The sequence below is a fragment of the Bradyrhizobium sp. F1.13.3 genome, assembly GCF_040548265.1.
Taxonomy (GTDB): Bacteria; Pseudomonadota; Alphaproteobacteria; order Rhizobiales; family Xanthobacteraceae; genus Bradyrhizobium.
Map to the genome: position 1 here is coordinate 250,560 of NZ_JBEPRI010000006.1, position 25,083 is coordinate 275,642.

Here is a 25,083-nt window from a genome sequence, read left to right on the forward strand (position 1 = left end):
GGTTATTAGTGGCGGCGTCCGAGAAGGATCAGAACGCGAACTCACCCCACGCTTGCCGCCAGCAGCGACAGCAGCAGCACTGAGGTCACCAGCTGCATCGAGGTCGCCGGCTTGCCGCGCCAGCAGGCGATCTTGTCGGAGAAGGACAGGCTGGCGTCGAAGAACAGCGGTTCGTAGGCGTTCTTTGCGAATCTCGGGAATGTCGATCCCGCCCAGATGGCGAGACAGCTGTAGAAGATCGACGCCATCGCGATGGTGAGGACATGATTGCCACCGCGGTCATGTCCCAGCAGCTTCACCATCAGCGACGCCGCGGCGAAGATCGGGAAGCCCTGAAGGATTGTGGTGAGCGCAAAGCCTTCGAGCCAGTTGAGCGGCCCGGATTTCGACGCGGTGATGAAGGACATGATGCGATCACCCCACGCTCGCCGTCACTACCGCCATCACCGACAGCAGCAGCACGATGGTCATCAGTTGCAGCGAGGCGACCGGCTGGGTGCGCCAGGCCGTGATCTTGTCGGCGAGCGACAGATGGGCCTCGAAGAACTTTGGTTCGTAGACGGTCTTGAAGAGGTGCGGGAAGCTCGGCCCGAAGGTCACCGCGAGCAGCGCATGGGCGAGCGAGGCGATGGCGACGAAGATGGCGACGCCGGGATCGCCGACCAGGTCGTGATTGCCGACCAGCTTGAGCAGGAAGGCGGCGGCGGCGAAGGTCGGGAAGCTCTGCAGCGTCGCGGTCAGCGCGAGGCCTTCGACCGCATTGTGCAGGCTGGACTTTCTGACTCTGGCGATGGCGGCCATGGCACGTCTCCCTGATGACATGCGGATGAATCTAGCCGCCATCAGGGAAGCCTGATGTGAGATGCGTCACGCCCATTTCCTCTGCGGGAACAAGGGGCGCGCCCGGAATGACCAAGGGTTACAGCTTGCCCTGCCCGTTTACCTGGCTCTGCTGTTGCCGCTGCCTCTCCTGCTCTTGCTGCTCCTTGGCATGATGGCGGCCGTAGAGGCAGCCGGCGGCGGCACCGAGGACGCCATGATGACCGGCATAGTGGCCGGCGACGCCGCCGACGACGGCGCCCTTGAGGCAGCCCTTGGCGTTGGCGGTGGAGGTCGCGCCAAGCATGAGAAGTGCGGCGGCGATGGCGGCGAGCAATTTCATCGATCGATGTCTCCGGATGCGGTGTCGCAATCTCAACGGGCACGGGCTCGTCCCGGTTCCGCGTTTGCTTCCTGCGCCCAGGCCAGCCGCGCGCGAATTCGTTTAGGCGCGCGGTACCTCAACCCTTAATTGCAGCCATGAACCTGGCATTGCGCTGGCGCGTCATATTGTCTGCAGTATCCCCTGTGGTTTTGCGGATTGCCGGTGTCCGAGGCGGCGCGTTAGCCTTGCGCAACTCCACACGGCCAATGAGGACGGGCGGAATGACGGTCGAGAAGCTCAATCGCCAGCGCGTGCTGCATCTGCTCGACGCCATTGCGCGCAGCGACCTCCAGGCTGCGCTCGCCTGCTGCACCGACGACGTCGACTTTCTCACCCACGCGCCGATCGACGTGCTGCCGCACATGGGCCCCTGCCACGGCAAGAAGGAACTTGGCGAGTTCTGGCGCACCGTGCAGGAGCGATACGCCGAGATCCGCTCCGAGGCGCCGCAGATCGTCGCCGAGGGCGACGCGGTCGCGGCCTATCTACGTGTGTTCTTCAGGAAGCGCAGCAACGACCGCATCATTCAGGTCGACATGGCCGTGTTCTACACTTTCCGCAACGGGGAGGTGGCGCAGATCCGCGAGATCATCGACTCCTACGATCTGGTGCAGCAGGTGCTGGAACGTGAGATTGGCCCGCTGATCGTGGGCGAGCGGGTGGACGGGGGCTAGCCCCGGCCCGGACCGGAAAAATACGGGTCCTATTGTAAATCTCACACGCCGGGGTCAATTGTGCATTGCAAAAACGTGAATTGCGTTTTGGCCGAATTGGCGTATTTATTCGTATACAAATGAGTTGAGCGACCCCGCGGCACCTTATCCTGTGCGCTTGGAGTTGTTTTTCGTTTTTTTTGCAAGCCAGCTTCAGGACTGCCCAAGATGACAGAGCACAGCCTCTGGCGTTTCTCGCGTGCGTTGCATCGCGCGATCAACGACCGGCATTTCGAGGACATCGAGGCCCTGATCGACGAGGACGTCGAGTGGGCGCTCTACGGCCCGATCAACATGTTTCCGTTCCTCGGCGCGCGCCAGGGCAAGGACGCCGTGCTCGACGTCATCCGCCAGTTCGCCGACAATTTCCAGGTCCGCCGCTTCGACCGCGAGAGCATCATGCTCGGCGTCGATTCCGCCGCCTCGATGCTGCGCTATTCGCTGACCGCCTTGGATTCCAGCAAGCCGATCAGCTTGCGGGTGGCGCAATTCGCCCAGTTCAGGGCGGGCAAGCTCACCAGCATGCGCGTGCTGATCGACACGTTTGATCTGGTCGAGCAGGCACTCGGCCGCGCCATTCATCTGCCCAAGATGACCAGCGTCGGCTGAACGGAACACCAACGGGCCCCGCTGTTCGGGACCGATGGCTGATGCTCCCCGCGACGCGTCCTGGCCTCCAGCCCCGCCGGATGCAATCGTGGAGAAGCTCGTCCTCGGGCGCGCGCCTTTCGCGCGGCCCGTTGGTTCGCGTTTGATGGAACCGCCACAATTTCGCAACGATGGTTCCGCATCCTGGGCGGGAACTGGGCTGACGGGCAGGACGATGGAATTCGCGACAGGGTTTGGCTGGACCAGGCTGCCGATGCTGGCGGCCGCTTTCATCTTGGGATCGGTGCTGACGGTTTCGGCGCAGATCATTCCGCCCTTCTCCCCCGGCCCGGCCGCAGCGCCCGACGACGAGGCCGAGACGGCGGAGGCCCCTGATGTCAACGACCCCGACCTGCTCCGTGGCATCGACGTCGACAAGCTCGATTGGGGCCAGCTCGCGATCGACGCCGGCACGCTCAACGACATCATCGCCGCCAAGAAGCGCGCCCAGGCCGCCGCCAAGGACGGGCTGAACTGGGCAACGAACGCCAACGCCAACGGCTCCTCGGCGGTGACGGTGAAGCAGTCGGTATCCTCATTCTGGGACGCCCGCATCGGCGCCGACATGACGGTGACGAGCGAGCCGCGAACGATGTCCGAGCTGCTGGCGCAGAAGGCCACCAATGGCGGCAGCGTGCCTCAGTCGTCCGGCAGCGCCTGGGCGGCCGCGACCGCGCCGGGCGCGGGCTCGATCTGGGACAAGACCGCAGTCGAGGCCCGCGTCGATCCCGGCGCCGAACAGAGCAAGCTCGGGGCGTCGCTGATCAAGTCGGTGCCGCTGTCGGGCGACACGTCGCTGACACTCCAGAACGGCTACAGCGTCAACCAGCAGGGCACCACGGCGCTCCCCGGCGTCGGCGGTCACATCACGCGCAATTACGAGACCGACCAGTCGGCCAAGGTCACTCTCACCGACACCGGCACCAGCATCACCGCGGGCCAGTCGCTGTCGACCACCGACGACAAATGGCTGCGCAAGGTCGGCGCGGAACAGAAGCTGTTCGACAACGTCACCGTCTCCGGCTCGGTCGGCGAAACCTCGCAAGGGGCGATCAACAAGAGCCTGACGGCGGGTTTCAAGAAGAGCTGGTAGGTCCACTCTCTCCCCTCGTCCTGAGGAGCGCTCCAACGGAGCGCGTCTCGAAGGATCGAGGCCCCCGCGAGAGCCGGGCCTGGCATGGTTCGAGACGCGCTTCGCGCTCCTCACCATGAGGAGCTAGAAAGTTCGGCGCGGCAAGGGCGTTTAGACTCTCGTAACCATACGTCACGGCAAAGCCCCCGAATAGACCGCCCTTGCCGCACCTCGGCCAAGTTGCGGCCAAAATCCGACGCCCTAGTCCCAGACTGACGTCGTCGTGCGGGGGATACTCGCGCTGCGCTCAACGCGAACAGGGGAACAACGATGAACGCCATGCGTCCGGAAAAGACCGAAGGTACCGAGACCGAGACCATCGACACCAACCTCGCCGCCGTGACGGAAGTCGAAGCCGGCATCCGTGACTTCGTCCGCAATGACATCGCCTATCTGCGCCGTCCGGCGTCGACGACCACGGACGCACCGCCGCTCGATCCGAGCGCGGAGGCCACCGTCACCAACGTCAACTCGCTGATCCAGCGCGTCGCCGGCACCTCGCTTGCCGAGATCGAGAATCTGATCTCCGAGCTCGAGAGCCTGCGCGATCTGCTCCACGCCGAAGGCCAGCGCGTCCAGCGCGAGATCTCCGGCTACGCCCAGCTCAGCCAGGCCGCGATGAAGTCGACCCGCATGATCGCCGACAACGTCTCGCAGTGGAAGCGCGCCGCCGACGGCCTGCGCAACAGCTGATCACTGCATCCCGCATCACCAGCCGCCGCGTTCCGAAAGGGGCGCGGCGGTTTTGATTCGGGGGTGTGATGAGTGCGCATGCGTCCCATGAAAGTGTCATCACCCGCGAAAGCGGGTGATCCAGTATTCCAGAGGCAGCGAGGCTAGACCGAGAGCCACCGGCGTACTGGATGCCCCGCTTTCGGGGGGGCATGACAGCGGAGGGTTTTGAACTTCCCGCATCCCCGCGGCGACTAACGCCAGGCGCCCTTGCCATCGCGGCCGGGCCTGGGGACATTTCATGGAAAGCATTCGGCCCGACACCACCGACCCGATACCGCTGCGGCCCGCGCCGAACCAGTTCGGCACGATCATGCTGCGTTTTGTCGGATTGCTGGCGGTTGCGATCGCGATATTGGCGTTCGTCTATAGCCGCTGAAGGCGAAGGCCGCGTTGCGGCCCCGCGGAGTTAACGAAATTTACCGGGCGGCTTCCACGGTCGAAGCTTCCAGGGTGTAGGCACCATCGGCATAGCCCTTCACCACCATGCCGGCCACCAACATCACGGCCAGCGTCGCGGTAGCAAAGATGAATCCGACCAGCTTGAGTGCGCCGCGGTCTGCCATGGTCCTCGTCCCCTGTACTCTGCCCAGTTCGTTCAAATAGACAGCGACAGGTTCATAATTGGTTAGCAACTCGATGGTTCCGCCAAATGCTTCGCGGGAAAACCATGTTGCGCAGGCTTATGGCAGCCACCCGGAATCGCGTCCATAGCGCGGAGGCAACACTCGCACGCTGTTTTTGCCGTTCATCCTGGAACGAATCTAACCACCGTTCGCACGCATCGGCACGAAGGCACTGGCGGTGATGGCGTAGACGTCCTCGCCGCGCTGGTTGGTGCCGGTGGTGCGGGCGGTCAGGATGCCCCAGCCGGGTCGCGAGGCGGAGCTGCGCTTGTCGATGACGACGTTGACGTAGGTGATGATGTCGCCGGCGAGCACCGGCCTGATCCAGCGCAGGTCGCGAAAGCCCGGCGATGGGCCCCACACCGCGACCTCCTCGCCGCGCGAAACGGCTTCCCGCGCCAAACGCTGGCCGTCGGCGACAAGCAGGCTCATGCAGGCCGAGCCGACATGCCAGCCCGAGGCCGCGAGCCCGCCAAACAGCGAGTTCTTGCTCTCCTCCTCGTCGAGGTGAAAACGCTGCGGATCGAACTTTGCGGCGAATGTCTTGATCGACTCGGCCGTGAACGTATAGGCGCCGATCTCGCGGCGATGCCCAATCTCGATCTCCTCGAAAAACGGCATCAGACCGCCCCCTCGCGCCGCTTGATCAGGATCGGCGACGTCATCTCGCACAGCGCCTGCCCCGCCGCGTTACGCACGGTGCATTTGAACTTGACGATGCCGAGCTCCGGCCGGCTCTTCGAGGTGCGGGCCTCCACGACGTCGACGTCGAGCATGAGGTCGTCGCCGGGTCTGAGCGGCGACAGCCAGCGCACTTCATCGACGCCGGGAGATCCCAGCGAAGCGGCGCGGGTAATGAAACCGTCGGCCATCATCCGCATCATCAGCGAACAGAGATGCCAGCCCGAGCCGGACAGGCCGCGCAGCATGCTTTTGCCGGCGGCCTCCTCGTCGAGGTGCATCGGCTGCGGATCGAACTCGGCGGCAAAGGCCACGATCTCGTCGCGCGTGACATGGCGCGGGCCGAATGTTCCGAACCGGCCGGGCGGGAAATCTTCGAAGGTCAGGGTCATCTTGGGAAAGGTTTGAGGGAATGACAGATTGTGGCCGCACTTTGCGGCAATCTCAACCCGCCGGCCCGCATGGCTCGTGCTACATTCGGCGCGCCGGCGTGGTCTTGAGTCGGATCGGTCAGGGGTCTCGATCCATTTGCAAGGCCCGGCAACACCTGAATTGCCTGGGGAGAGCAATGTTTTCATTCAGCGACCTGTTTCAATGGGACCGCTTCATCACGCCGACGATCATCAAGACCTTCTACTGGCTGGTGATCGCGCTGATCTGCCTGTTCGGCCTCTCCGGCATCTTCTCCGGCCTCGCGATGATGGCGATCAGCCCGTTCGGCGGCTTCCTGATGCTGCTGTCGTCGATCGCGAGCGTCGTCGTCGGAATCGTGTTCTCGCGCATTCTCGCCGAGCTGATCCTGATCATCTTCCGCATCAACGAGCATCTCGGCGCGATCAGGGATCAGGGCGGCGGGATGAAGTGAGGCAAGCACCGGCGCCGTAGGCTGGGTTAGCCGAAGGCATAACCCACCAACTTCGTTCTGCAAAACGAGGAAGCATGGTGGGTTACGCTGCGCTAACCCACCCTACGAACCTATCCAGATCTTACGTATTGAACCTGAAATGCATCACGTCGCCGTCGGCGAGGACGTATTCCTTGCCTTCGAGGCGGAGCTTGCCGGAATCGCGGGCGCCGGCTTCGCCGCCGAGCGCGACGTAGTCCTCATACGCGATGGTCTCGGCGCGGATGAAACCCTTCTCGAAGTCGGTGTGGATCACACCGGCCGCGCCCGGCGCTTTGGTGCCGCGATAGATGGTCCAGGCGCGCGCTTCCTTCGGGCCCACCGTGAAATAGGTGATGAGGTCGAGCAGCGTGTAGCCGGCGCGGATCAGGCGATCGAGGCCGGCCTCTTCGAGACCCAGCGTCTCCAGGAAGTCGGCGCGTTCGTCACGTGAGATGGTGGCGATCTCGGATTCGATTTTCGCCGAGATGACCACGGCAATGGCGCCCTCCTTGGCAGCCTGGTCCTGCACCGCCTTCGAGAACGAATTGCCAGTCGCGGCCGAGCCTTCCTCGACGTTGCAGACGTAGAGCACGGGCTTTGAGGACAGCAGCCCGAGCATCCCGAAGGCGCGCTCCTCCTCCGCCTTGCGTTCGACCAGACGCGCGGGCTTGCCCTCCCGCAGCAGCACCAGCGTACGGTTGAGGAGATCGAGCTGCTCCTTGGCGTCCTTGTCGTTGCCCTTGGCCTTCTTGGACAAATTGTCGACGCGCTTTTCGAGGCTGTCGAGATCGGCGAGCATCAGCTCGGTCTCGATGGTCTCGATGTCGGCGAGCGGGGCGATCTTGCCCTCGACATGGGTGATGTCGGAATCCTCGAAGCAGCGCACGACGTGCGCGATGGCGTCGACCTCGCGGATGTTGGCGAGGAACTGGTTGCCGAGGCCTTCACCCTTGGACGCGCCGCGCACGAGGCCGGCGATATCCACGAAGGTCAGCCGGGTCGGGATGATCTGGCCCGACTTGGCGATCGCTGCGAGCTTGTCGAGCCGCGGATCCGGCACCGCGACCTCGCCGACATTCGGCTCGATCGTGCAGAACGGATAATTGGCCGCCTGCGCCGCGGCCGTCTCGGTCAGCGCGTTGAACAAAGTCGATTTGCCGACATTGGGCAATCCGACGATCCCGCATTTAAATCCCATAATGTCCTCTATCCATGTTCGTCATGGCCGGGCTTGACCCGGCCATCCACGACTTTGACTTGCGGCACCAAGAACGTGGATGCCCGGGTCAAGCCCGGGCATGACGGAGAGCCAGTTATTCCTTGCCGTTGTCGTCCTTGGTCAAAAATCCCTTCGCCTGCATGGCGAGATGCACCCTGTTGGCGAAGGTCGCGTCCGTGCCTTTGGCAACCAATGCCGCGTGCTCGGCCACCGCGTCGCAGAGCGTCGCCACCCAGTCGTTGTCGGCTTTGGCGAAGTCCGACAGCACGTGGCCGTGCACCAATTCCTTGACGCCGGGATGACCGATACCGAGCCGCACCCGGCGGTACTCGTTGCCGATATGGGCGGAGATCGAGCGCAGGCCGTTGTGGCCGGCGATACCACCGCCGACCTTCACCCGCACCTTGCCCGGTGGCAGTTCGAGTTCGTCATGGAATACGGTGACGTCGCCCGGCGCGATCTTGAAGAAGCTTGCCGCTTCCTGAACGCTGCGGCCGGACTCGTTCATGTAGGTCATCGGCTTGAGCAGGATCACGCGCTCGGTGCCGAGCGTGCCTTCCGAGGTCTCGCCCTGAAACCTGCGGCGCCAGGGCGCGAAACCATGACGCCGCGCGATCTCATCGACGGCCATGAAGCCGACATTGTGCCGGTTACGTGCGAATTTCGGGCCGGGATTGCCGAGCCCAACAAACAGTCGCATGACGCGGCGCGCCCCTCGCTCGGCGCGCGGTCATGGACCGCGCGCCAGCTTTGAGAGATTACTTCTTCTTGTCGCCGCCGGCGGGAGCCTTGGCAGCCGGGGCCTTGGCAGCCGCTGCCGGAGCAGCAGCACCCGCAGCCGGAGCAGCACCAGCCGCCGGAGCAGCAGCACCCGCAGCAGGAGCAGCAGCCGCGGCCTTCTGCTCTTCGGCGTAGCCGGACGGCGGCACGATGGTGACGAGGGTCGCGTCCTCGGACGTCAGCGCCTTCACGCCAGCCGGCAGCTTGATGTCGGAGAGATGCAGCGAGTGGCCGATTTCGAGCGAACCGACGTCGGCCTCGATGAACTGCGGGATGTTCTCCACGCCGCACTCGAGCTCGATCGCGTGCGCAACGATGTTCACGGCGCCGCCGCGCTTCACGCCCGGCGAACCTTCAGCCTTCACCACGTGCAAGGGAACGCTGATGCGGATGGTGGCGCCTTCGCCGAGCCGCATGAAGTCGACGTGGATCGGGAAATCCTTGACCGGATCGAGGTGGTAGTCGCGCGGAATCACGCGGTGCTTGTTGCCCTCGAGATCGATGTCGACCAGCGTGGTCAGGAACCGGCCGGCGAGGATGCGGGTGCGCAGTTCACGATCTTCGATCGAGATCGTCAGCGGGGGCTGGTTGTTGCCATAGATCACTCCGGGCACTCTCCCGGCGCGACGCTCAGCCCGGGCGGCCCCCTTGCCGCTCTTCGGACGTGCGGTCGCCTTCAATTCCTTGACGGTCGCCATAACGTTAAGTCCTTGTTTTTGCAAAAGTTAATGGGCCGCAACGCGGCCCATGGCATACGCCGCAGCAAGCCTCCAGGGGTGCGGGGGCTGCAGACGTGGCGGGCTTTTACCCGGAAGACGCGGAAATGACAAGGAGAATGGGCGGCCGGAAGGTATCGGTAGCTCGGATGGAGCGCAGCGTAATCCGGGACCTACGCCGCTGGAACACCCCGGATTGCCGCGAAGCCTGTCATCGGGCGGCGCTTCGCGCCGACCCGTTGGCTCCATCCGGGCTACGATTCCCCCTACCCGCCGAGCTTGGCCTCCAGCGCCGCGATGCGCGCCTTCAGAGCCTCGTTCTCCTCACGCGCCAGGCGCGCCATGTCCTTGACCGCCTCGAACTCCTCGCGCTTGACCAGGTCCATATCGCGCAGGAATTTTTCGGCCTGGGTGCGCATCACCGTGTCGAACTCGCGCTTGACGCCCTGCGCGGCACCGGCGGCATCGTTCATCAGGCGGCCGATCTCGTCGAAAAACCGGTTGTTGGTCTGGGTCATGTCGGTCTCCTGGCGGCTTTCGATGAACTCTGCGCGAACGCACGGGGAGACAATGGCAATCCGATTGGGCCGGTTCAAGGGCCGATCAGCGGTATCCTTGTCATGCCCCGGTTTCCTTGCAATCGTATTCAACGTCCCTGCATAAGAAGAATCACAAAGGCGCTCGAGATGATCGACCAGCAGATCGCGATCCCCACCAAGGACGGTCACACCGCAACCTTCATCAGCCATCCCGAACGCGGCGGGCCGTTTCCGGTCATCCTGTTCTACATGGACGCGCCGGCGATCCGCGAAGAGCTGCGTGACATGGCGCGCCGGCTCGCGACATCGGGCTATTACGTGATGCTGCCGAACCTCTATTACCGCTCCGGCGTGATGGAGCTCGGCGCGCTGCCCGCCGATCCGAACGCCCCGGAACGCAAGCGCATGTTTGCGCTGATGGGATCGCTCACGATCCCAATGATCATGGACGACACGCGGGCGTTGCTGACCTATGCCGAGGGCCAGGCGGCTGCGAACACCAAACTGATCGGCACCGTCGGCTACTGCATGAGCGGCCGCTACGCCGTTAATGCCGCCACGCACTTCCCCGATCGCGTCAAGGCCGCCGCCTCGGTCTACGGCACGCAGCTCGCAACCGACCAGGACGACAGCCCGCATCTCGCGGCAGCCAAGACCAAGGCCGAACTCTACTTCGCCTGCGCCGAGACCGACATCTACGCGCCCGCCGAGATCATCGAGAAGGTGAAGCAGGGCATGAGCGGCGCCAAAGCCGAAGTCGAGATCTATCCCGGCACCCATCACGGCTTCGCCTTCCCCAAGCGTCCGGTCTACGACCGCGACGCAGCCGAGCGGCATTGGGAGCGTCTGCTGGCGCTCTATCGCCGCAATCTCGTCTAGACATAGAAGGCGCGATGCCCTTTCTGCTCATCGACTTTCCCGCCTTCAAGCCGATCGCGATCGAGATCGGTCCGTTCGCGATCCGCTGGTATGCGCTGGCCTATATCTGCGGCATCGTGTTCGGCTGGCTCTATGCGCGCTCGCTCCTGAAGAAAGAGCGGCTGTGGGGCGGCCCGGCGCCGATGTCGCTGGTGCAGATCGACGACTTCATTCTGTGGGTCACGCTCGGCATCATCCTCGGCGGCCGCACCGGCTATGTGCTGTTCTACAATCTGCCCTTCTTCATCGACCATCCCGCTGCGATCTTCAGGCTGTGGGAAGGCGGCATGTCCTTCCACGGCGGCTTTCTCGGCTGCGTCGTCGCGGTGATGTGGTTTGCTTATCGCAACGGCATCTCGATCCTGTCGCTCGGCGATATCACAACCGCCGTCGCGCCGGTCGGGCTGCTGCTCGGCCGCATCGCCAATTTCATCAACGGCGAATTGTGGGGCCGCGCCGCTGACCCGGAGCTGCCCTGGGCGATGATCTTCCCCAACGATCCCACCCAACTGCCGCGCCATCCGAGCCAGCTCTATGAGGCCGGCATGGAGGGCATTTTGCTGTTTGCCGCCCTCGCGGTCATGATCCGGTTCGGTGCTCTGAAGCGACCGGGCATGATCCTCGGCGCGTTCATCCTGATCTATGGTCTGAGCCGGATCGCCGGCGAGCATTTCCGCGAACCGGACGTCCAGCTCGGCTTCCTCTGGGGCGGATTAACCATGGGCATGCTGTTGTCGATCCCGATGCTTATTGTCGGCCTCATACTTATTGTATTGGCAGTGAGGCGCGGTGCGCCGAAGCCCGCAGGGGCTATTCGTTAATTCCTTTTGAGAAGATGGACCGTGACCGACCAGCCGTTACTCGACGAGATCAAGGCGCTGATCAAATCCTCAGGCCCCATGCCGGTCTGGCGGTACATGGAACTGTGCCTGATGCATCCGCGCTACGGCTATTACGTCTCGCGCGATCCGTTGGGACGAGAAGGCGACTTCACCACCGCGCCCGAGGCCAGCCAGATGTTCGGCGAGCTCCTGGGCCTGTGGACCGCCTCGGTGTGGAAGCAGATGGGCTCGCCGCAATTCCTGCGGCTGATCGAGCTCGGCCCCGGCCGCGGCACCATGATGGCGGATGCGCTGCGTGCGCTCCGCGTGCTGCCGCCGCTCTATCAGGCGCTCCATATCCACATGGTCGAGGTCAATCCGGTCCTGCGCGAGCGGCAGAGTGCGACGCTGTCGGGCGTGCGCAACATCGCCTGGCACGACAGCATCGACGACGTGCCTGAGGGACCGAGCATCATCCTCGCCAACGAATATTTCGACGTGCTGCCGATCCATCAGATGGTCCGTCACGAGAACGGCTGGCACGAGCGCGTGATCGAGGTCGACGCCAATGGAAAACTTCAATTCGGCGCGGCGGCCGAGCCGACGCCGCGCTTCGAGGTGCTGTTGCCGCCTCTGGTCCGCGCCGCGCCCGTCGGGGCCGTGTTCGAATGGCGGCCAGATGCTGAGATCATGAAGCTCGCCAGCCGCGTGCGCGACCAGGACGGCGCGGCGCTGATCATCGATTACGGCCACCTGCGCAGCGATGCCGGCGACACCTTCCAGGCGATCGCGCGCCACACCTTCACCGATCCCCTGAAGGCGCCGGGCCAGGCCGACGTCACAGCCCATGTCGACTTCCAGGCGCTCGCGCGCGGAGCGGAGGACGTGGGCGCCCGCGTGCACGGGCCGGTGACGCAGGGCGATTTTCTCAAACGCGTCGGCATCGAGACCCGTGCAGCCGCCTTGATGCAGAAGGCGGCGCCCGACGTCGCCACCGACATTTCGATCGCGCTAAAGCGCCTGACCGAAACCGGCCGCAGCGGCATGGGCTCGATGTTCAAGGTGCTCGGCATCTCCGAGCCGCGGCTAACGGGCCTTGCGGGCCTCAGCGATCTCGAACGCACCGGAGACGGTTCATGACGCTTGCCTCCTCGCTGCTGTCGGCGGTGCCGGGCCTGCGCCATGCCTTCTTCACCCGCGAAGGCGGCGTCTCGGGCGGCATCTATTCCGCGCTGAACGGCGGGCTCGGCTCCAATGACGATCAACTCCTTGTCGCGGAGAACCGCCGCCGCATGGCCGAGCATGTCGGCGTCGCACCGGAACGCTTTCTCAGCCTGCACCAAATCCATTCGCCCGACGTGCTCGTGGCCGACGCGCCGTGGCCGAGCGGGCCGCGGCCGAAGGGCGATGCGCTGGTGACGAAGGTGCCCGGCATCGCGCTCGGCGTCTCCACCGCCGACTGCGGGCCCGTGCTGTTCGTCGACCCCAATGCGGGCGTGATCGGCGGCGCGCATGCCGGCTGGAAGGGCGCGCTCACCGGCGTCCTGGAGCAGACCATTTCGGCGATGGAGAAACTCGGCGCCTCGCGTGGCGGCATCATCGCCGCGGTCGGCCCGCTGATCCGCCAGGACAGTTATGAAGTCGGCAACGAGTTCGTGACGCGCTTCATCGAGGCGGATGCGGACAACGCCATGTTCTTCATCCCGTCGGTGCGCGAAGGACACGCGATGTTCGATCTCGCCGGCTTCATCCGCAAGCGTCTGGAAGCCGCGGGCATCCTGATGATCGACGATCTCGGTCTGGACACCTACGCCGACGAACGCTTCTTCAGCTACCGCCGCTCGGTACATCGCAAGGAGCCGGATTACGGCCGCCACGTTCACGCGATCGCGCTCGAAGCGTGAACACAACGGCAACCCCGTGTCATTCCGGGGCTATGCCTGCGCGCGATGACAGTGGCCTGTGGCGCCCCCGCCCTAGACGTTAATGCGTTTTAACGATATCGCTGCCCTCCATAATGAGGGACGCGTCATTCATCTTGCGCCGCGCGGGTTCGCGCGTGCTGGCGGTCATGCTGCTGACGGCTGCGACAGCCCTCGGCGGCTGTGCCGGTGGCGGTGGTGCCGCGAACTCCTATGCGATGGCGCCGAGCGCCGGCTCGGGGGCGACAGTCGCGTTCGAATCGATCGACGGGCCGCCGCCGCAAGTGTTCGACCGCATGGTCGGCGTGCTCGACAGCGAATCCAAGCTGCGCAGCCTGTCCGTGGTCTCGCGCGAGGGGACGGCTGCCTACCGCGTGCGCAGCTACCTCTCCGCCCAGATCGTGCGCGGCAAGACCGTGATCGCCTGGGTCTGGGACGTCTACGACGCCAACCAGCAGCGGGCGCTGCGCCTTTCCGGCGAGGAACCGACTGCGGCCAAGGGCGGCCGCGATCCTTGGAGCGCGGCCGACGACCTCGTGCTGCGGAAGATCGCCCAAGCCGGATTCAGCGGACTTTCCAACATGATCAACGGAACGCCGGATGCGCCGGGCTCGGCTCCCGGCTTGCGCGGGCCGGCCGTGGCGAGCGTGATGCCGGAGGCCCCGGTGGCCGAGATGCCGGCCTCGGCGCTGGGCTATGCCGAGCGATAACCCCCGCGAAACCACGGCCCCAACTTCCAGCCAAACCGTTGGCCGGACTCAGGATTTCGCAGGGAAAACGTAGCCTCCCGGGTTGCCATCGCAGCCCCCGGCCTGATATTTCCTCGCCCGTCGTAACCGTGCTTCGAGTGGGTATTGTTTGATGTTGAACATCGTGTCCAGCAAAGCGCGGGAGGAAGCGTCCATGTCGGCCAAGAACGGCTCCATCAAGCTCGTCGCCGGCAACTCCAATCCGGCTCTCGCGCAGGCCATCGCGCAGGGTCTCGACCTGCCGCTGACCAAGGCGGTGGTACGGCGCTTCGCCGACATGGAGATCTTCGTCGAGATCCAGGAGAACGTGCGCGGCTCGGATGCCTTCGTCATCCAGTCGACCTCGTTCCCGGCGAACGACCATCTGATGGAATTGCTGATCATCACCGACGCACTGCGCCGCTCCTCGGCGCGCCGCATCACCGCGGTGCTGCCCTATTTCGGCTACGCCCGGCAGGACCGCAAATCGGGTTCGCGCACGCCGATCTCGGCAAAACTCGTCGCCAATCTGATTACGCAGGCCGGCGTCGACCGCGTCATGACGCTTGACCTGCATGCCGGCCAGATCCAGGGCTTCTTCGACATCCCGACCGACAACCTCTACGCGGCACCGCTGATGGTGCGCGACATCAAGGACAAGTTCGACCTCTCCAGGACGATGGTGATCTCGCCCGACGTCGGCGGCGTGGCGCGCGCACGCGGCCTCGCCAAGCGCATCAACACCCCGCTCGCGATCGTCGACAAGCGCCGCGAGAGGGCGGGTGAATCCGAGGTCATGAACGTGATCGGCGACGTCGCCGGCTACACCTGCATCCTGATTGACGACATCGTGGACTCCGGCGGCACGCTGGTGAACGCCGCCGACGCGCTGATCGCCAAGGGCGCCAAGGACGTCTACGCCTACATCACCCACGGCGTGCTCTCCGGCGGCGCGGCCGCCCGGATCACGAACTCCAGGCTGAAGGAGCTGGTGATCACCGACTCGATCCTGCCGACGGAGGCGGTGAGCAAGGCGCCGAACATCCGCACGCTGCCGATCGCCAGCCTGATCTCCGACGCGATCGCGCGGACCGCGGCGGAAGAGTCGGTGTCGAGCCTGTTCGACTGAGTTTCTTACCTCGCCCCGCTTGCAGGCAGAGGAAGTGCGAGCGTCTGCGTCCCTTACGAGGCAGCCCCCGGGTTGTTGCCAACGACCGCCCATGACATCATCCGAATCCCGAGTCATCTCTGCCCTCTGGATGCCCGATGCCACGCCGGAAATTTGCCTGGGAGAAGCTGTCGGATGACGAGTTGCTCAAGCAACGTCTCTCCAGCCTGAGGGTTACGGTCGAAGGCACCTGGCTCGAGGATTGCGTCAGCACGCTCTACGAGGAGCTGGAAGAACGGGATATCCGGCTGCGGCCGCACACATGGATGTCGAGCGAATGGTTCAGTCCGGGCGGCGTTCCCGGCATCGCCATTCCGTTCTATCTCGCTCATCCCCGCCTGATGAAGCTCGAGAAGAAGATGATGTTCGACGTCGAGGGCGGAACCTGGCGCGAATGCATGGCCATCCTCCGTCACGAAGCGGGCCACGCCATACAGCACGGCTACCAGCTGCAGCGCCGCCGGCGCTGGCAGCAACTGTTCGGCCCGTCGTCGAAACATTATCCGCGCTATTACCGGCCCAATCCGGCGAGCCGGCGCTATGTCCAGCATCTGCGGCTCTGGTACGCGCAGAGCCATCCGGACGAGGATTTCGCCGAGACCTTTGCGGTGTGGCTGCGGCCGCGCTCGAACTGGCGGACGCGATATGCCGGCTGGCCGGCACTGAAGAAGCTCGAATATGTCGACGAGCTGATGGGCGAGATCGCGGGCAAGCGGCCGCCGATCACGACCCGAGAGCGTGTCGATACGCTGGGTCGGCTCAGCCAGACGCTCGAAGAGCACTACAAGAAGAAGCAGGCGTTCTACGCCTTCACACCTCCGAAGACCTACGACCGCGATCTATCCCGGCTGTTTTCAGCCGATCCACGGCATCACCGGTCGAAGCCGGCTTCGGCTTTGATCCGGCGGCACCGCGCCCATATCAGGCAGCTGGTGGCGCGATGGACGGGCGAGAATCAGCTTACACTCGATGCCGTGCTTGACGAGATGATCTCCCGCTGTCGCGAGCTCGATCTGCGCGCCGTCGGCCCCGAACAGAAACTCGTTCTCGACTTCATCGTCCTCGTGACCGCCAAGACGATGCACACGATGTTTGGCCCGTCTCAGCGAAAGTGGATCGCGCTATGAGACGTCTCCGCATTCTGGTCCTCATGCATCCGGACTTCCTGCCCCCGGACTCCTCCGACGGATATAGCCCGCAGGAGATCAATGCGTGGAAAACCGAATACGACGTGGTGAGCACCTTGCGCGCAGCCGGCCACGAGGTTCGACCGCTCGGTGCGCAGGAGGAAATCAAGCCGGTGCGCGAGGCGATCGAGGAGTTCAAGCCGCACGTGGTTTTCACGCTGCTGGAGGAATTCCACAACAACGTCGCCTTCGACCAGCACATCGCGAGCTATCTCGAGCTGATGAAGGTCCCTTATACCGGGTGCAATCCGCGCGGCCTGACCCTGGCCCGCGGCAAGGATTTGTCCAAGACGCTGGTGCATCACCGCCGGATCGCCGCTCCGGCCTTTGCCGTCTTCCCGATGCGCCGCAAGGTGAAACGCCCGACGCGTCTTGCGCTGCCGCTGATCGTCAAGAGCCTGAACATGGATGGCTCGTTCGGCATCTCGCAAGCCTCGATCGTCGACACCGACGAAAAGCTGGCGGAGCGGGTCGCCTTTATCCACGAGCGGGTCGAATCCGCCGCCATCGCCGAGCAGTTCATCGAGGGGCGAGAGCTTTACGTCGGCGTGCTCGGCAACAACCGCTTACGCGTTCTGCCGATCTGGGAGTTGAAATTCGGCAGCATGGGCGGCCGCTCTTCACGGCACATCGCCACCGAGAAGGCCAAGCACGACACCGATTATCAGGAGAAGGTCGGCATCGTCGACGGGCCAGCGAAGGATCTGGCGCCGGAAGTGACCGCCAGGATCCAGCGGGCCGCGAAACGCATCTATCGGGCGCTTGGCCTCGACGGCTACGCGCGCATCGATTTTCGTCTCACCGCCGACGGCACACCGTATTTCATCGAAGCCAATCCCAATCCCGAGATTGCGAAGAGCCAGGAGTTCGCCACAGCGGCTCAACATGCCGGACTCAAATATCCGGCACTCCTGCAGCGCATCCTGGCCCTCGGAATCAGCCGCGCCAAGGCGGGAGTCTCGCTCGGCTGATGACGAACACGGCGGCGATCGCCCCTCATCCGTCGAGACGCGCTTCGCGCCCCTCGGGATGAGGGATGGTCGTTGCGCTGCGTTACGCGATTCCCGCGGCGACCTGGCCGCGCAGGCGTTCGAGCCCGAGCAATGTCTCCGCACAGGCGGCCGCCACCTCGACGCCCTTGATCGCAAAATGCTTGCGGAAGAAATCGTAGTGCACCTCGGTTTCGTGGAATTGCTGCGGCGTCAGAACCGCGGAGAACACGGGCACCTCGGTGCGCAGCTGCACGTCCATCAGCGCCTTGATCACGGTGTCGGCGACGAACTCATGGCGGTAGATGCCGCCGTCGACGACCAGGCCGGCCGCGACGATCGCGGTGTAGCGCCGTGTCTTGGCGAGGATCTGCGCATGCAGCGGGATCTCGAACGAGCCCGGCACCTCGAACACGTCGACATGATTGAGGTGGCGCGCTGCCGCCTCCTTCACGAAGGCGATACGGGCCTCCTCGACCACGTCGCGGTGCCAGCAGGCCTGCACGAAGGCCACCCGCTGCGGTTTCGCGAAGCGCGGGTGCTCGGGCGCCGGATCCTGCGGAACCGGCGGTGGCGTTTGGGTTGGTTGGGAAATTTCGGCCTTGGAAGTTTCGGCTTGGGGGTCTTGCAACATCTGATTCATGGCTTTCCTCAGTTAAGGACCAGAATCAGGGCACACGGAACGACAAACAGCCGCATCCTGCGATGCGTCTGCCACCGACCGTTCTCTTTCATCCGGACTTTAACCGTCGGCTTCGGAGTTGCACCGAATCTGCTGACCCTTCCCCTCAGCAACAGACTTGGAGGAAGGCGCTCGCGGGCTTAGGCCTTACGGCCCTTACCGCCGGTGGGGACTTTCACCCCGCCCTGAGAACATCGGCCGTCCGGAATGAACGGCCTGACCGAAATATGACGCCGGTTGGGGGCCGCGGCAAGCGGGTTCCGCATGGAAAACCGCATGGTCCCATGCCGCCATGGCGGTCCAGGGGCACGCGACGGAATTAACGATTGGCGGGCCATCGAATCCGATTCCGATTTGTTCTTCCCGTTAATAATTGTGGCCGAGATGAGCTGTGGACGAACGAGTCCTGGCTTGTGGACGGACTCGGCAGCCAGTTGCGCAGATTCCGCAAATCACATCAGTTGATCCGCGACAAGCCCGCGCTTGATCCGAGGAGATCGCGACAGCGACTCCGAGGGATCGCCTTAACGAATTTAAAGGGAGCGCGCGCCGGACCAACCGCGTGCGTATCAAAGACAACAAAAAGGCAAGAGGTCGAGACGGCATGTCCCTGCTCGAAGGCACTATCGATTCCAAGAACCATCCGCTCGCGGTGGTCGAGGATATCGCTGCCAGCAACAACTGGCCGTTCGAACGCTCCGGCGAAGACGAACTCACGATTGTCTCCAAGGGACAATGGATCGACTATCAGATCTCCTTCACCTGGATGGGCGAGATCGAGGCGCTGCATCTGGCCTGCGCTTTCGACATGAAGATTCCGGTTGCGCGGCGACCGGAGGTGCAGCGGCTCGTGGCCGCCGTCAACGAGCAGCTATGGGTCGGGCACTTCGACCTGTGGACCACCACCGGCATGATCATGCACAGGCAGGCCCTGGTGCTGCCGGGCGGGCTCATCGCTTCCACCGGGCAGTGCGAAGCCATGCTCGCCGGTGCCATCCACGCCTGCGAACGCTATTTCCCGGCGTTCCAGTTCGTGGTGTGGGCGGGCAAGTCCACGACGGAAGCCATGGACGCAGCCATGTTCGACACGGTGGGCGAGGCGTAAGCGCACTCTCCCGAGGCAGCGAGCGAGCCCAGCTTTCTCCATCGTCGTCCTGACGAAAGCCAGGACCCATACCGCGAGGTCTTTGTGTAGCTCGCGATGCTTGTTGCCTTGCCATCCTTCCACTAGAACCAGCCGTGGTAATGGGTCCCGGCCTTCGCCGGGACGACGGCGGTGGCAACGGCTATGACGAGCAACAGCACTCTCGAAAACATCACCGGCACCATCCTGCTCGCCGGCGCAGGCAAGATGGGCGGCGCGATGCTGACCGGATGGCTTTCGGGCGGGCTCGATCCGCACCGCGTTGCAGTGATTGATCCGCACGTCTCGGCCGAGATCACCGCGCTTGCCGCCAAGGGGGTGGCGCTCAATCCGGACGTGACGACGGCAGGCCGGATCGAGACGCTCGTCGTCGCGGTGAAGCCGCAAATGTTCCGCGAGGCCGGCGCCAAGCTGAAGCCGTTCGTCTCCGACAAGACCTCCGTGGTCTCGATCATGGCGGGCACCACGATCGCCTCGCTTCAAGAGGTCTGCGGCGGCGCGGTGGTGCGCGCGATGCCGAACACGCCGGCCGCGATCGGTCGCGGCATCACGGTGGCTGTCGCCGCGAACAACGTCAGCGCACCGCAACGCGCGGTGGCCGATGCGCTGCTACGCGCCACCGGCTCGGTCGAATGGGTCGACGATGAGAGCCTGATGGACGCGGTGACCGCGGTGTCCGGCTCGGGCCCGGCCTATGTGTTTCTGCTGGCCGAAGAACTCGCGCGCGCCGGCGTCCAGGCGGGATTGCCCGAGGCGCTCGCGACAAAACTTGCGCGCGAAACCGTCGCCGGCTCGGGTGAACTTCTCCACCAGTCGGAGCTTGCCTCCGGCACGCTGCGCCAGAACGTCACCTCGCCCGGCGGCACCACGGCCGCGGCACTCGGCGTGCTGATGGGCGAGCCCGGCCTGCGCGATCTGATGATCCGCGCGATCGCGGCGGCGACGCAGCGGTCGAAGGAATTGGCGAAGTAGCTAGAGCGCGGGGCTACGTCGCCCCCAGCCGCTTGTTGAACATCTCGACATTGACGAGCCCGCGCGCGTGGCGGCCTTCGCCGAGTTTTCGCGAGCCCTCGAAGGCCTCGACCTCGAAGCGGATGACGCGGCGCTCGACTGCGAAGACCTTCGCGCTGGTCCGCACCGTCGCGCCGACGAGGGCTGCTGCAAGATGGCGGATGTCGACCTCGGTGCCGACGGTGACCCAGCCCGGCTGAAGGGCGCTGCGGATCGCGTCGCCCGACGTCATCTCCATTTCCAGAATCATCATCGGCGTCGCATAGACCATCGGCATGCCGGGCACGAAATGCCCCACCGTGCGCTCCACCGGCACCACCAGCGTGCGCTCGGCGCTCATGCCGACCTTGATGAAGTCACGTGCGTCCATGGGCCCTCCCCCGTCGTCCTGGACAAGCGAGCAAAGCGAGCGCCGATCCGGGACCCATTACCCCGACCGAAAATTGTCATGCGCGGTCTAAACCACGACCTGCTGCAACAACTGCCGTTTGGATAATGGGTCCTTGCTTTCGCCAGGACGACAGTTGCGTTTGCAGCTACAGGGGTGACTATTTCTTCGCAGCCGCCGCGCGCTCCACGAACGTCTTGCCGCCCTTCATCTTGTGGCGGAGCGGGGCTTCGTTGATCTGGATGACGACGGCGTCGGCATCGACGCCGAGGTTCTTCACCAGTGCCTGGGTGATGTCGCGCATCATGCCGGCCTTCTGCTCGTCGGTGCGGCCTTCGGCCATGCTGACAGTGATCTCAGGCATTTTTCTCTCCCTTTTGTTATTGCTCGCGTTCAAGATGAACTCGGCACCATCACAATCATCATGATTGAAGATGGCGCAATTCTACCCTCTCGCCATAAGGCCAATTCCATTTCACATCATGCCTTCGGAGGATTTCAAGGACGGCAGGCACAAGATCTTCTTCAAAGACAGCTTTTTGCGCCATCATCTGATGCTGCAGATAGTCGTCTCTGTCTTCGGTTCGCTGCCCAACGGTCTTTCCCAATGCAAGGTCCTTCACAACGACAATTGGCCTACCGTGAGGGTTATCTCGCTCAGAGCTGCCTTGAATTACGACACAAGGGGAGTTTCGACGATCGGCGTACTTGAATTGCACACCTAGATTGTTTTTTGGATTGCCAAGATAAAGTTCAGCGCGAATGCCAAAGTCGCGCAAGGTCGTAACAAATCTTTGATACCGGTGAATCTGATCACGATCCATTACAAGCACGACTACTGGTCCAAAGGCGGGCTTAGTGTCTTGCGATCCTAGCGTTGCGAGCGCAGCCAGCAATCGCGAAACTCCTACAGAAAAGCCGGTCGCAGGTACGGGCTCTCCCCGAAAGCGAGATACAAGGCCGTCGTAACGGCCACCGCCGCCCACTGAACCAAAACGCATTGGCCGTCCTTTTTCGTCAGTGGTTTGAAGCAACAGTTCCACTTCGTAGACGGGGCCAGTGTAGTACTCGAGGCCTCGAACCACCTCGGATGCTATTCGAATTCGTTGTGATCCATATCCAGAGCTCTGCGCGACGCTGATTATTTCTTCAAGCTCATCTAAACCCTGCATCGCTCTCGGAGAATGATTCAAAATATTCCGTCGTTGGGCGATCGCACCCCGATTCGACAAGAAATACGTCCCATGTCCGCCGATCGGAATACTCGCATCATCGCGACGCAAATGTTCCGCAAGTTGCTCCGCGCTTATTAGAATTTCGTCAGTTGTTGCAGGATGGTTCTGGGTATCAATACGTTCCCAAGAGAGGTTTTGACCGCCAGCTACTTGGAAGATCAATTCCATTTGTTCGATCGAAAGTCCTGCACCCCTTGTGAAGTCGCCTTTGCCTTCCTCGCCGCCGTCCCATCGGCCGGGCCCCAACAACTTTCGCACTTCATCGACCGGAAACTTATCCAGCTTGTCTATTGCACGTAAAACAGTAAGCCTGCGGCCAGCGTTCTCTTCGCCACCGAGGCCAATCACTTCTAAAACTCCATCGAGCACCTTGCGGTTATTCACCTTAACCACATAGCTGCCACGAGGAACGCCGAGGGCCTCCATTGTATCGGCCGCCATCATACACATCTCGGCGTCGGCCGCCGGGGACGCCGAACCTACGGTATCGGCATCGAATTGCATGAACTGACGGAAACGGCCGGGGCCGGGTTTTTCGTTACGATAGACATAACCGGCGCGATAGCTGCGATATGGCTTCGGCAAGCTATCAAAGTTTTCCGCGACGTAGCGGGCGAGCGGCGCGGTCAAGTCGTAGCGCAAGGAAATCCACTGCTTGTCGTCGTCTTGAAACGAGAACACGCCTTCATTTGGTCGATCCTGATCGGGCAGAAACTTGCCGAGTGCATCGGTGTACTCCATCGCCGGCGTCTCCACCGGCTCGAAGCCATAGCGCTCATAGATTTCGCGGATTTTCTCGACCATCTGACGGGTGGCAGCGATTGTGTCGGGACCGCGATCTTCGAGTCCGCGCGGCAGGCGCGCCTTCAACTTTTGTGGCTTTTTGACCTTTTCTCTCATATCCGGCTAGGTACCAGCCGAGGCGCGGCAGGGCAACCCGGCGGGCCACCCCTCCTCCAAAGAACTAAACGTTACTTGGGTTACGGCTGCTCCATCCGAGCCCGGAGGGCATCCGCGTCAGCTTTCGGCAGCGACTTCAGCGTCGGCTTGATGGTTTCGCCGCCGACGATCTTGCCGTTGCGCATGAACATCCAGTCCGAGATGTCGGCTTCAGTGAATTCGACCTTGTCGCCTGCCCGCTTGCCGGGCAGATCGCGTGGCTCGTTGGCGAAGAGGCCGGAATAGGCTCCATTGGGTAGCTTCTTCACCTCGGCCATCCAGATGTGCTCACCACCTTTGCGGGTCGAAAAGTGCACCTTCAGGGCATGCCCCGTTTCCGACGGCTTCGGCGCCTCGTAGGAGGCCCAGAAGGTCGGCAGCGTCCCACGGGCGCGCGCGATCGCGGTGTTCATCTCCGGATCGGTGGTCCGCACGTCGACGACGGGCGAACGGCCCTCAGCGGAGACATCCGGCTTGGGGCCGATGGTCAGAATGCCGAATACGGTGATGCCGGTGACCGCGGCAAGAACCACCCATTTCAGGGACTGGGGAAGAGTGGATGTCATGATCGCGATGTCCAGGTATTCGAGGTCTCGGACTTTGTCGCACGATCATCGTGTCGCGTTCATTGCGCCTCTCTCTCCCCGCGAGCGAAGAGAGAGAGGGCAAAAATCAAGACAGATTGCGGATCCAGTTGTGCGGGTCGTTGGTGCGGCCGTACTGGATGTCGACGAGCTGCTTGCGCAGGCCCATGGCGACCGGGCCGGCCGCGCCGCCGCTGATCTCGAAATCGCCGCTCACCGAGCGCACCGTGCCGATGGGCGAGATCACGGCGGCGGTGCCGCAGGCAAACGCCTCCTTCAGCTTGCCGCTTGCCGCATCCTTGCGCCATTGGTTGAGCGAGTACGGCTCCTCGCGCACGGTCTTGCCGGTGTCCTTGGCCAGCGCGATGATGGAATCGCGGGTGATGCCGGGCAGGATGGTGCCGAGCGGCGGCGTCGAGAGCGAGCCGTCGTCGAACACGAAGAACACGTTCATGCCGCCGAGCTCTTCGATGTAGCGGCGCTCGATCGCATCGAGGAAGACGACCTGATCGCAGCCGTGCTGGATCGCTTCGGCCTGCGCGCGCAGGCTTGCGGCATAGTTGCCTCCGCATTTGACGGCGCCGGTGCCGCCGACCGCAGCGCGCGTGTAATTCTCGGACACCCAGATCGAGACCGGCGCGGGGCCGCCCTTGAAGTAGGAGCCGACCGGCGAGGCGATCACCGCGAAGATGTATTCGGACGACGGCTTGACGCCGAGGAAGGTCTCGCTCGCGATCATGAACGGGCGCAGGTAAAGGCTGCCCTCGCCGCCCGGCATCCAGGCGCGGTCGATGCGCACGACTTGCTCGACCGCCTCGATGAAGACGTCTTCGGGAAGCTGCGCCATCGCCATGCGGTCGGCCGAGTCCTTGAAGCGCCGTGCATTGGCGTCGGGTCGGAACAGGTTCACGCCGCCGTCGTCGCGCTTGTAGGCCTTGAGGCCCTCAAAAATTTCCTGGGCGTAGTGCAGGACGGCGCCGGCCGGATCGAGCTGAAAATTAGCGCGGGCCTCGACACGCGCCTCGTACCAGCCGCCCTTGGCCTGGTTGTAGCGGACCACCGCCATGTGATCGGTGAAGACCCGCCCGAAGCCGGGGTCCACCAGCTTGGCGACCCGATCCTTCTCGGGGGTCGGATTGGATGCGGGCTGGATGTCGAATTTCATGCTCATGTCCTTGCCTCCCGCTGCCGGTGGCGGCGCCGTTCTGGCACCCGCCTGCCCTGATTTGGGCCCGGCTGGCTCGATTGGTTTCTGGCCGAACCGCCGCCAGCCTTGTTACGGCCGGTTTCCGTGGCCAGCATGTCACCGAGGACATGCTTTTGCGGAAGACGGAAGTCCAGTATGTTTTGCCGAAATGCCGTTCGACAATCGCACGGTAGATCTGCTCCGGCCGTCGCCGCCTGTCCGGCCCTGTGCGGCCGCCTTGCTTCGATGCCCACCCGATGCGAAACGATCTAAAATTTCGTACGGGCTGATCGTTTTGTAACATT

At 63.5% G+C, this 25,083-nt stretch carries 32 protein-coding genes and 1 riboswitch; of the genes, 16 read left to right on the plus strand and 16 right to left on the minus strand.

Annotation, left to right across the window (positions count from 1 at the left end):
- Positions 1 to 41: 41 nt before the first annotated feature.
- The 3 genes from ABIB66_RS18625 to ABIB66_RS18635 form a co-directional block, all read right to left on the minus strand.
- On the minus strand, positions 42 to 407 hold the full coding sequence (locus ABIB66_RS18625) for a hypothetical protein (RefSeq protein WP_354208205.1): 366 nt from the start codon (positions 405 to 407) through the stop codon (positions 42 to 44).
- A gap of 7 nt (positions 408 to 414) precedes the next feature.
- Positions 415 to 801: a hypothetical protein gene (locus ABIB66_RS18630; RefSeq protein ID WP_354061587.1), complete on the minus strand. Its 387-nt coding sequence runs from the start codon at positions 799 to 801 to the stop codon at positions 415 to 417.
- Between the two features lie 118 nt (positions 802 to 919).
- The gene (locus tag ABIB66_RS18635) at positions 920 to 1,162 is read right to left on the minus strand and encodes a hypothetical protein (protein WP_275172465.1); all 243 of its coding nucleotides are present in this window, start codon (positions 1,160 to 1,162) and stop codon (positions 920 to 922) included.
- A 263-nt stretch (positions 1,163 to 1,425) separates the two neighbouring features.
- Here ABIB66_RS18635 and ABIB66_RS18640 point away from each other — a divergent pair, with 263 nt between their 5' ends.
- The 5 genes from ABIB66_RS18640 (at position 1,426) to ABIB66_RS18660 (ending at position 4,808) form a co-directional block, all read left to right on the plus strand.
- Positions 1,426 to 1,878 carry a nuclear transport factor 2 family protein gene (locus ABIB66_RS18640; protein ID WP_354255178.1) on the plus strand — a complete coding sequence of 151 codons (453 nt, stop codon included), beginning with the start codon at positions 1,426 to 1,428 and terminating at the stop codon, positions 1,876 to 1,878.
- A 207-nt stretch (positions 1,879 to 2,085) separates the two neighbouring features.
- Positions 2,086 to 2,526 (plus strand): nuclear transport factor 2 family protein, encoded by a 441-nt coding sequence (locus tag ABIB66_RS18645; protein WP_354208206.1) that lies wholly within the window; start codon positions 2,086 to 2,088, stop codon positions 2,524 to 2,526.
- A 214-nt stretch (positions 2,527 to 2,740) separates the two neighbouring features.
- Positions 2,741 to 3,658 (plus strand): hypothetical protein, encoded by a 918-nt coding sequence (locus ABIB66_RS18650; protein WP_354255181.1) that lies wholly within the window; start codon positions 2,741 to 2,743, stop codon positions 3,656 to 3,658.
- A gap of 309 nt (positions 3,659 to 3,967) precedes the next feature.
- Entirely contained in the window at positions 3,968 to 4,390 is a 423-nt protein-coding gene (locus tag ABIB66_RS18655; protein ID WP_275172461.1) for a hypothetical protein, read from the plus strand.
- Between the two features lie 280 nt (positions 4,391 to 4,670).
- Complete coding sequence (locus tag ABIB66_RS18660; RefSeq protein ID WP_007614812.1) at positions 4,671 to 4,808, plus strand: hypothetical protein; 138 nt, start codon at positions 4,671 to 4,673, stop codon at positions 4,806 to 4,808.
- 40 nt (positions 4,809 to 4,848) lie between these two features.
- Here ABIB66_RS18660 and ABIB66_RS18665 read toward each other — a convergent pair whose 3' ends face one another.
- The 3 genes from ABIB66_RS18665 to ABIB66_RS18675 form a co-directional block, all read right to left on the minus strand.
- On the minus strand, positions 4,849 to 4,995 hold the full coding sequence (locus ABIB66_RS18665; protein WP_007596790.1) for a hypothetical protein: 147 nt from the start codon (positions 4,993 to 4,995) through the stop codon (positions 4,849 to 4,851).
- A gap of 198 nt (positions 4,996 to 5,193) precedes the next feature.
- Complete coding sequence (locus ABIB66_RS18670; protein ID WP_354255184.1) at positions 5,194 to 5,676, minus strand: MaoC family dehydratase; 483 nt, start codon at positions 5,674 to 5,676, stop codon at positions 5,194 to 5,196.
- On the minus strand, positions 5,676 to 6,128 hold the full coding sequence (locus ABIB66_RS18675; RefSeq protein WP_354208208.1) for a MaoC family dehydratase: 453 nt from the start codon (positions 6,126 to 6,128) through the stop codon (positions 5,676 to 5,678). Before ABIB66_RS18675 ends, ABIB66_RS18670 begins: the two co-directional genes overlap by 1 nt.
- Positions 6,129 to 6,304: 176 nt before the next feature.
- Here ABIB66_RS18675 and ABIB66_RS18680 point away from each other — a divergent pair, with 176 nt between their 5' ends.
- A complete protein-coding gene (locus tag ABIB66_RS18680; protein ID WP_275172458.1) occupies positions 6,305 to 6,601 on the plus strand; it encodes a DUF4282 domain-containing protein in 297 nt (98 codons plus the stop codon).
- Between the two features lie 121 nt (positions 6,602 to 6,722).
- On the opposite strand, the gene ychF is transcribed toward ABIB66_RS18680, so the two are convergent.
- From ychF to ABIB66_RS18700, 4 genes are all read right to left on the minus strand, one after another.
- Complete coding sequence (ychF, locus tag ABIB66_RS18685; protein ID WP_354208209.1) at positions 6,723 to 7,820, minus strand: redox-regulated ATPase YchF; 1,098 nt, start codon at positions 7,818 to 7,820, stop codon at positions 6,723 to 6,725.
- 115 nt (positions 7,821 to 7,935) lie between these two features.
- A complete protein-coding gene (pth, locus tag ABIB66_RS18690) occupies positions 7,936 to 8,541 on the minus strand; it encodes an aminoacyl-tRNA hydrolase (RefSeq protein WP_275172457.1) in 606 nt (201 codons plus the stop codon).
- 58 nt (positions 8,542 to 8,599) lie between these two features.
- The gene (locus ABIB66_RS18695; protein ID WP_275172456.1) at positions 8,600 to 9,319 is read right to left on the minus strand and encodes a 50S ribosomal protein L25/general stress protein Ctc; all 720 of its coding nucleotides are present in this window, start codon (positions 9,317 to 9,319) and stop codon (positions 8,600 to 8,602) included.
- 284 nt (positions 9,320 to 9,603) lie between these two features.
- Positions 9,604 to 9,855, minus strand: a complete 252-nt coding sequence (locus ABIB66_RS18700) for an accessory factor UbiK family protein (protein WP_007596812.1) — start codon at positions 9,853 to 9,855, stop codon at positions 9,604 to 9,606.
- A 168-nt stretch (positions 9,856 to 10,023) separates the two neighbouring features.
- On the opposite strand from ABIB66_RS18700, the gene ABIB66_RS18705 reads away from it, so the two are divergent.
- From ABIB66_RS18705 to ABIB66_RS18740, 8 genes are all read left to right on the plus strand, one after another.
- The gene (locus ABIB66_RS18705) at positions 10,024 to 10,755 is read left to right on the plus strand and encodes a dienelactone hydrolase family protein (RefSeq protein WP_027520357.1); all 732 of its coding nucleotides are present in this window, start codon (positions 10,024 to 10,026) and stop codon (positions 10,753 to 10,755) included.
- A 14-nt stretch (positions 10,756 to 10,769) separates the two neighbouring features.
- Positions 10,770 to 11,615, plus strand: coding sequence for a prolipoprotein diacylglyceryl transferase (lgt, locus tag ABIB66_RS18710; protein WP_354208210.1), 846 nt, complete (start codon positions 10,770 to 10,772; stop codon positions 11,613 to 11,615).
- Between the two features lie 21 nt (positions 11,616 to 11,636).
- Positions 11,637 to 12,755, plus strand: a complete 1,119-nt coding sequence (locus ABIB66_RS18715; protein ID WP_354255187.1) for a class I SAM-dependent methyltransferase — start codon at positions 11,637 to 11,639, stop codon at positions 12,753 to 12,755.
- Complete coding sequence (gene pgeF, locus ABIB66_RS18720; RefSeq protein WP_275172452.1) at positions 12,752 to 13,519, plus strand: peptidoglycan editing factor PgeF; 768 nt, start codon at positions 12,752 to 12,754, stop codon at positions 13,517 to 13,519. Before ABIB66_RS18715 ends, pgeF begins: the two co-directional genes overlap by 4 nt.
- A gap of 113 nt (positions 13,520 to 13,632) precedes the next feature.
- A complete protein-coding gene (locus ABIB66_RS18725; RefSeq protein ID WP_275172451.1) occupies positions 13,633 to 14,247 on the plus strand; it encodes a hypothetical protein in 615 nt (204 codons plus the stop codon).
- Positions 14,248 to 14,440: 193 nt separating this feature from the next.
- Positions 14,441 to 15,394 (plus strand): ribose-phosphate pyrophosphokinase, encoded by a 954-nt coding sequence (locus ABIB66_RS18730; protein ID WP_007596822.1) that lies wholly within the window; start codon positions 14,441 to 14,443, stop codon positions 15,392 to 15,394.
- A 137-nt stretch (positions 15,395 to 15,531) separates the two neighbouring features.
- On the plus strand, positions 15,532 to 16,560 hold the full coding sequence (locus ABIB66_RS18735) for a putative zinc-binding metallopeptidase (protein WP_354061563.1): 1,029 nt from the start codon (positions 15,532 to 15,534) through the stop codon (positions 16,558 to 16,560).
- Positions 16,557 to 17,591: a D-alanine--D-alanine ligase family protein gene (locus ABIB66_RS18740; protein WP_275172449.1), complete on the plus strand. Its 1,035-nt coding sequence runs from the start codon at positions 16,557 to 16,559 to the stop codon at positions 17,589 to 17,591. The genes ABIB66_RS18735 and ABIB66_RS18740 overlap by 4 nt, the downstream gene beginning before the upstream one ends.
- A gap of 82 nt (positions 17,592 to 17,673) precedes the next feature.
- Here ABIB66_RS18740 and ABIB66_RS18745 read toward each other — a convergent pair whose 3' ends face one another.
- A complete protein-coding gene (locus ABIB66_RS18745; RefSeq protein WP_354208211.1) occupies positions 17,674 to 18,252 on the minus strand; it encodes a 6,7-dimethyl-8-ribityllumazine synthase in 579 nt (192 codons plus the stop codon).
- 76 nt (positions 18,253 to 18,328) lie between these two features.
- A riboswitch (FMN riboswitch) is annotated at positions 18,329 to 18,488 on the minus strand.
- A gap of 407 nt (positions 18,489 to 18,895) precedes the next feature.
- Between ABIB66_RS18745 and ABIB66_RS18750 the strand changes: the two genes are divergently transcribed.
- Both ABIB66_RS18750 and proC read left to right on the plus strand, forming a co-directional pair.
- Entirely contained in the window at positions 18,896 to 19,396 is a 501-nt protein-coding gene (locus ABIB66_RS18750; RefSeq protein ID WP_354208212.1) for a type III secretion system chaperone family protein, read from the plus strand.
- Positions 19,397 to 19,579: 183 nt separating this feature from the next.
- The gene (gene proC, locus ABIB66_RS18755; RefSeq protein WP_354208213.1) at positions 19,580 to 20,407 is read left to right on the plus strand and encodes a pyrroline-5-carboxylate reductase; all 828 of its coding nucleotides are present in this window, start codon (positions 19,580 to 19,582) and stop codon (positions 20,405 to 20,407) included.
- Between the two features lie 13 nt (positions 20,408 to 20,420).
- On the opposite strand, the gene ABIB66_RS18760 is transcribed toward proC, so the two are convergent.
- From ABIB66_RS18760 to ABIB66_RS18780, 5 genes are all read right to left on the minus strand, one after another.
- Complete coding sequence (locus ABIB66_RS18760; RefSeq protein WP_354208214.1) at positions 20,421 to 20,816, minus strand: thioesterase family protein; 396 nt, start codon at positions 20,814 to 20,816, stop codon at positions 20,421 to 20,423.
- Between the two features lie 178 nt (positions 20,817 to 20,994).
- A complete protein-coding gene (locus ABIB66_RS18765; RefSeq protein WP_354208360.1) occupies positions 20,995 to 21,270 on the minus strand; it encodes a tautomerase family protein in 276 nt (91 codons plus the stop codon).
- Positions 21,257 to 22,969 (minus strand): histidine--tRNA ligase, encoded by a 1,713-nt coding sequence (hisS, locus tag ABIB66_RS18770; protein ID WP_354208215.1) that lies wholly within the window; start codon positions 22,967 to 22,969, stop codon positions 21,257 to 21,259. Before hisS ends, ABIB66_RS18765 begins: the two co-directional genes overlap by 14 nt.
- A gap of 80 nt (positions 22,970 to 23,049) precedes the next feature.
- On the minus strand, positions 23,050 to 23,574 hold the full coding sequence (locus ABIB66_RS18775; RefSeq protein WP_354208216.1) for a YegJ family protein: 525 nt from the start codon (positions 23,572 to 23,574) through the stop codon (positions 23,050 to 23,052).
- Between the two features lie 106 nt (positions 23,575 to 23,680).
- Positions 23,681 to 24,763 (minus strand): branched-chain amino acid aminotransferase, encoded by a 1,083-nt coding sequence (locus tag ABIB66_RS18780; RefSeq protein ID WP_354208217.1) that lies wholly within the window; start codon positions 24,761 to 24,763, stop codon positions 23,681 to 23,683.
- Positions 24,764 to 25,083 lie beyond the last annotated feature (320 nt).

Excerpts from the sequence above, each read along its gene's own strand:
- ABIB66_RS18665 (WP_007596790.1), bottom strand. The coding sequence starts at position 4,995 with ATGGCAGACCGCGGCGCACTCAAGCTGGTCGGATTCATCTTTGCTACC.
- ABIB66_RS18705 (WP_027520357.1), top strand. The coding sequence starts at position 10,024 with ATGATCGACCAGCAGATCGCGATCCCCACCAAGGACGGTCACACCGCA.
- ABIB66_RS18650 (WP_354255181.1), top strand. The coding sequence starts at position 2,741 with ATGGAATTCGCGACAGGGTTTGGCTGGACCAGGCTGCCGATGCTGGCG.
- ABIB66_RS18670 (WP_354255184.1), bottom strand. The coding sequence starts at position 5,676 with ATGCCGTTTTTCGAGGAGATCGAGATTGGGCATCGCCGCGAGATCGGC.
- ABIB66_RS18750 (WP_354208212.1), top strand. The coding sequence starts at position 18,896 with ATGTCCCTGCTCGAAGGCACTATCGATTCCAAGAACCATCCGCTCGCG.
- ABIB66_RS18640 (WP_354255178.1), top strand. The coding sequence starts at position 1,426 with ATGACGGTCGAGAAGCTCAATCGCCAGCGCGTGCTGCATCTGCTCGAC.
- pth (WP_275172457.1), bottom strand. The coding sequence starts at position 8,541 with ATGCGACTGTTTGTTGGGCTCGGCAATCCCGGCCCGAAATTCGCACGT.
- ABIB66_RS18680 (WP_275172458.1), top strand. The coding sequence starts at position 6,305 with ATGTTTTCATTCAGCGACCTGTTTCAATGGGACCGCTTCATCACGCCG.
- ABIB66_RS18775 (WP_354208216.1), bottom strand. The coding sequence starts at position 23,574 with ATGACATCCACTCTTCCCCAGTCCCTGAAATGGGTGGTTCTTGCCGCG.
- lgt (WP_354208210.1), top strand. The coding sequence starts at position 10,770 with ATGCCCTTTCTGCTCATCGACTTTCCCGCCTTCAAGCCGATCGCGATC.
- ABIB66_RS18700 (WP_007596812.1), bottom strand. The coding sequence starts at position 9,855 with ATGACCCAGACCAACAACCGGTTTTTCGACGAGATCGGCCGCCTGATG.
- ABIB66_RS18730 (WP_007596822.1), top strand. The coding sequence starts at position 14,441 with ATGTCGGCCAAGAACGGCTCCATCAAGCTCGTCGCCGGCAACTCCAAT.
- ABIB66_RS18625 (WP_354208205.1), bottom strand. The coding sequence starts at position 407 with ATGTCCTTCATCACCGCGTCGAAATCCGGGCCGCTCAACTGGCTCGAA.
- hisS (WP_354208215.1), bottom strand. The coding sequence starts at position 22,969 with ATGAGAGAAAAGGTCAAAAAGCCACAAAAGTTGAAGGCGCGCCTGCCG.
- proC (WP_354208213.1), top strand. The coding sequence starts at position 19,580 with ATGACGAGCAACAGCACTCTCGAAAACATCACCGGCACCATCCTGCTC.
- ABIB66_RS18630 (WP_354061587.1), bottom strand. The coding sequence starts at position 801 with ATGGCCGCCATCGCCAGAGTCAGAAAGTCCAGCCTGCACAATGCGGTC.
- ABIB66_RS18695 (WP_275172456.1), bottom strand. The coding sequence starts at position 9,319 with ATGGCGACCGTCAAGGAATTGAAGGCGACCGCACGTCCGAAGAGCGGC.
- ABIB66_RS18745 (WP_354208211.1), bottom strand. The coding sequence starts at position 18,252 with ATGAATCAGATGTTGCAAGACCCCCAAGCCGAAACTTCCAAGGCCGAA.
- ABIB66_RS18780 (WP_354208217.1), bottom strand. The coding sequence starts at position 24,763 with ATGAGCATGAAATTCGACATCCAGCCCGCATCCAATCCGACCCCCGAG.
- ABIB66_RS18635 (WP_275172465.1), bottom strand. The coding sequence starts at position 1,162 with ATGAAATTGCTCGCCGCCATCGCCGCCGCACTTCTCATGCTTGGCGCG.
- ABIB66_RS18660 (WP_007614812.1), top strand. The coding sequence starts at position 4,671 with ATGGAAAGCATTCGGCCCGACACCACCGACCCGATACCGCTGCGGCCC.
- pgeF (WP_275172452.1), top strand. The coding sequence starts at position 12,752 with ATGACGCTTGCCTCCTCGCTGCTGTCGGCGGTGCCGGGCCTGCGCCAT.
- ABIB66_RS18740 (WP_275172449.1), top strand. The coding sequence starts at position 16,557 with ATGAGACGTCTCCGCATTCTGGTCCTCATGCATCCGGACTTCCTGCCC.
- ABIB66_RS18760 (WP_354208214.1), bottom strand. The coding sequence starts at position 20,816 with ATGGACGCACGTGACTTCATCAAGGTCGGCATGAGCGCCGAGCGCACG.
- ychF (WP_354208209.1), bottom strand. The coding sequence starts at position 7,820 with ATGGGATTTAAATGCGGGATCGTCGGATTGCCCAATGTCGGCAAATCG.
- ABIB66_RS18645 (WP_354208206.1), top strand. The coding sequence starts at position 2,086 with ATGACAGAGCACAGCCTCTGGCGTTTCTCGCGTGCGTTGCATCGCGCG.
- ABIB66_RS18655 (WP_275172461.1), top strand. The coding sequence starts at position 3,968 with ATGAACGCCATGCGTCCGGAAAAGACCGAAGGTACCGAGACCGAGACC.
- ABIB66_RS18735 (WP_354061563.1), top strand. The coding sequence starts at position 15,532 with ATGCCACGCCGGAAATTTGCCTGGGAGAAGCTGTCGGATGACGAGTTG.
- ABIB66_RS18725 (WP_275172451.1), top strand. The coding sequence starts at position 13,633 with ATGAGGGACGCGTCATTCATCTTGCGCCGCGCGGGTTCGCGCGTGCTG.
- ABIB66_RS18675 (WP_354208208.1), bottom strand. The coding sequence starts at position 6,128 with ATGACCCTGACCTTCGAAGATTTCCCGCCCGGCCGGTTCGGAACATTC.